Annotated in this window: 1 protein-coding gene and 1 pseudogene; one reads left to right on the top strand and one right to left on the bottom strand. The window is 68.1% G+C overall.

Annotated features, from left to right (window positions below):
- Positions 1 to 1,026 (bottom strand): annotated as a pseudogene (locus FKP22_RS30355) (excinuclease ABC subunit A); the annotation flags it as partial.
- Positions 1,027 to 1,115: 89 nt separating this feature from the next.
- On the opposite strand from FKP22_RS30355, the gene FKP22_RS30350 reads away from it, so the two are divergent.
- On the top strand, positions 1,116 to 1,413 hold a 298-nt coding region (locus FKP22_RS30350), incomplete at its 3' end, for a hypothetical protein (protein WP_141291921.1).

The raw sequence follows: 1,413 nt of genomic DNA, 5'->3' as shown, positions 1-1,413 counted from the left end.
CGCGGCTGCCGGTGCCAGCACCTCGGCCAGCTGCGCCAGCGGCAGCTGCATCAGCTCGCCAATGTCCCGCCCGGCAAATTTCACCGAAAGTGCCTCGGGCTTGAGCCGCTTGCCGGCGCATGCGGGGCACAGCCCGCCCACCAGGAAACGCGCCACGCGGCGCTTCATCAGCGCGCTCTGCGTGGTGGCAAAGGTGTGCAGCACGTATTTGCGCACGCCCATGAAGGTGCCCTGGTAGCTGGGCTCCAGCTTGCGCTTCAGCGCAGCCTTGGTTTCGGCGGGCGTGAAGCCGGCATAGACCGGCACCGTGGGCTGCTCCTCGGTGTAGAGGATCCAGTCCTTGAGCTTGCGCGGCAGATCGCGCCATGGCCTGTCCACGTCGTGGCCGAGGGTGACCAGGATGTCGCGCAGGTTCTGCCCGTGCCAGGCCGGTGGCCACGCGGCAATGGCACGCTCGCGGATCGTCAGCGTGTCGTCCGGCACCATGCTTTTTTCGGTCACGTCATAGACATGGCCCAGGCCGTGGCAGGTGGGGCAGGCGCCCTGCGGCGTGTTGGGCGAGAAGTCTTCCGCGTACAGCATGGGCTGCCCAGGCGGGTAGCTGCCGGCACGCGAATACAGCATGCGCAGCAGGCTGGCCAGCGTGGTCACGCTGCCGACGGACGAGCGCGTGCTCGGCGTGCCGCGCTGCTGCTGCAACGCCACGGCCGGCGGCAGCCCGTCGATCGAATCGACCGCCGGCACGCCGACCTGGTCGATCAAGCGCCGCGCATAGGGCGCCACCGACTCGAAATAGCGCCGCTGCGCCTCGGCATACAAGGTCCCGAAGGCCAGCGAAGACTTGCCCGAACCCGACACCCCGCTGAACACCACCAATGCGTCCCGTGGGATGTCCACGTCGACGTTCTTCAGGTTGTGTTCGCGGGCGCCGCGCACGCGGACGAAGGCAGAGGGGGCGCGTGGGGGCTGGTTCGCGGTCGAGGCTTTGGTCACGGGTTCAAGCGGTGGGCTGTCGCGGTCCGTCATGCTGGCGTTTCGGGGTGCTGGCGCCCGAGGGCACGGTGTTGCAGGTAGATTCTCGGCTTCGATTTCAACTGTGCGCGCCTCGCATCGTCATGCCTCTGCTCATTGTCTTGCTGGCCCTCGTGGGCCTGAACATCTGGATCACGCGCCGGATCATCGGCCTGGGCGATGCCATGGACCACAAGGGCATGCACATTGCGATGGTGTGGATGGTGCCATTCATGGGGGCCCTGATGGGCCATGCCCAGGCCCGGGCACACGAGCAGGCAGCTCGCGCCGAGCTTCCGGTGCGCACTGGCGTGCTGGACGCGCCGCCAGCGCTGCTCGAGGCGCCGGGCGCCGAGAACTGGGTGATGGCCCATGGCCTGCAGCTGGTGCATGGCCATCCGC

It is taken from the genome of Ideonella azotifigens, from assembly GCF_006519715.1.
Lineage (GTDB): Bacteria > Pseudomonadota > Gammaproteobacteria > Burkholderiales > Burkholderiaceae_C > Ideonella > Ideonella azotifigens.
The sequence above is the reverse complement of the archived record's forward strand: the minus strand, read 5'-3'. Positions and strand labels throughout refer to the sequence as shown.